The 2,296-nt window shown below is 68.5% G+C and carries 2 protein-coding genes; both read left to right on the top strand.

Annotation, left to right across the window (positions count from 1 at the left end; translation table 11 throughout):
* Nucleotides 1-106: 106 nt before the first annotated feature.
* Complete coding sequence (gene istA / locus ACWD35_RS45375) at nucleotides 107-1,348, top strand: IS21 family transposase (RefSeq protein ID WP_451357161.1); 1,242 nt, start codon at nucleotides 107-109, stop codon at nucleotides 1,346-1,348.
* Nucleotides 1,348-2,223 (top strand): IS21-like element helper ATPase IstB, encoded by an 876-nt coding sequence (istB, locus tag ACWD35_RS45370; protein ID WP_451357160.1) that lies wholly within the window; start codon nucleotides 1,348-1,350, stop codon nucleotides 2,221-2,223. The genes istA and istB overlap by 1 nt, the downstream gene beginning before the upstream one ends.
* The last annotated feature ends 73 nt before the right edge of the window (nucleotides 2,224-2,296 follow it).

Here is a 2,296-nt window from a genome sequence, read left to right as displayed (position 1 = left end):
TCTCGGCGACGGCCCAAAATGGGCTCACTGACGGCGTATCAAATCTGACCCACTTGGTGATCTTCATCTGATCCTGGCCTTGGTGATCAAGGTCAGGAGGGAAGAGGTGATCCACGTGGAAGACTGGGCTGAGATCCGCAGGCTGCACCGGGCCGAGCAGATGCCGATCCGGGCGATCGCCCGGCACCTGGGCATCTCGAAGAACACCGTGAAGCGTGCGCTGGCGCATGACCGGCCGCCGAAGTACGAGCGTGCGCTGAAGGGCTCGGCGGTGGACGCGGTCGAGGTGCAGATCCGCGAGCTTTTGCGGGAGACGCCGACGATGCCCGCGACGGTGATCGCGGAGCGGATCGGCTGGCAGCGTGGGATGACGATCCTCAAGGAACGCGTGCGTGAGCTCAGACCGGCGTATTTGCCGGTGGACCCGGTCTCCCGGACGACGTATCGGCCGGGCGAGCTGGCCCAGTGCGACCTGTGGTTCCCCGAGGCGGACATCCCGCTCGGCTATGGGCAGACGGGCCGGCCGCCGGTCTTGGTGATGGTGTCCGGATACTCGCGGGTCATCGCCGCGAGGATGCTGCCCTCCCGGCGGACTGGGGACCTGATCGACGGGCACTGGCGCCTGCTGACCGAGTGGAATGCCGTCCCGAAAATGCTCGTCTGGGACAACGAGTCCGGCATCGGCCGGGGCCGGGTGACGGGTGAGTTCGCCGCGTTCGCGGGTCTGCTCTCCACCAAGATCTACCTCTGCCGTCCCCGGGATCCGGAAGCGAAAGGGCTGGTCGAGAGGGCCAACGGCTATCTGGAAACCAGCTTCCTGCCGGGCCGTCACTTCTCCGGCCCGGACGACTTCAACACCCAGCTGACCGCCTGGCTGAAGGTCGCCAACCGGCGCCAGCACCGCACTTTGCAGGCCCGGCCCACCGACCGGTGGGAAGCGGACAAGGCCGGGATGATCGCTCTGCCGCCGGTCGATCCGCCCTCTTGGTGGAGGTTCTCCATCCGCCTCGGCCGCGATCACTACGTCCGCATCGACACCAACGACTACTCCGTCGACCCCGCCGCGATCGGGAAGACGGTGACCGTGCTCTGCGACAACGACCAGGTCCTCGTGCTGGCCACCGGCGGCGAGATCGTTGCCCAGCACGCGCGCTGCTGGGCCCGCCACCAGACCATCACCGACCCCGAACACGCCGCCACCGGCGTGGTGATGCGCCAGGAAGTGCACCGCCGGCAGGCCGCCGCGGCCGGCTCGGGACCACTGGTCGAGGTCGAACAGCGCGAGCTCGGCTCCTATGACCGCCTGTTCACCGTCATCGACGGCGGCAACAACCAGGAGGCCGGCTGATGCCCCGCACCGCCACAGCCACCCGCGACAACGAACCGCCCGAGGCCCACGCCGGTGAGACCGCCAGCCCCACGACGCCGTCGGCGGGCCGCCGGACGGGCCAGCAGACCGCCGCCGACCTGGCCTTCCTCGCCAGAGCGATGAAGGCCCCGGCCCTGCTGGACGCCGCCGACCGGCTCGCCGAGCGGGCCCGCAAGGAGTCCTGGACCCACGCCGAGTACCTCGTCGCCTGCCTCCAGCGCGAAGTGTCCGCCCGTGAATCGCACGGCGGCGAGGCCCGAGTGCGGGCGGCACGCTTCCCCGCGATCAAGACGATCGAGGAACTCGACGTCACCCATCTGCGCGGTCTGACGCGCCAACAGCTCGCGCATCTGGGCACGTTGGACTTCATCGCCGGGAAGGAGAACGCCGTTTTTCTGGGCCCGCCGGGCACCGGGAAGACACACCTCGCGATCGGACTCGGGGTCCGCGCCTGCCAGGCCGGCCACCGCGTCGCGTTCGCGACCGCCTCGGAATGGGTTGACCGGCTCGCCGCCGCCCACCAGGCCGGACGCCTCCAGCAGGAGCTGACCAAGCTCGGCCGCTACCCGCTGATCGTGGTGGACGAAGTGGGATACATCCCCTTCGAGGCCGAGGCCGCGAACCTGTTCTTCCAGCTGGTCTCGAACAGATACGAACGGGCGTCCGTGATCGTGACCAGCAACAAGCCCTTCGGGCGCTGGGGAGAGGTCTTCGGCGACGAGACCGTCGCCGCCGCGATGATCGACCGCCTCGTCCACCACGCCGAGGTCCACTCGTTCAAGGGCGACTCGTATCGGATGCGGGGACGCGAACTCGGACGCATCCCCACCGACACCCAAGACAACGACTGCTGAACACACGAAACAGAAGACACCTGGGTCACTTTTGACCCGCCCAAACTGGGTCACGGTTCAGCCGCCGCCGACA

The organism is Streptomyces sp. NPDC002671, from assembly GCF_053592475.1.
The sequence above is the reverse complement of the archived record's forward strand: the minus strand, read 5'-3'. Positions and strand labels throughout refer to the sequence as shown.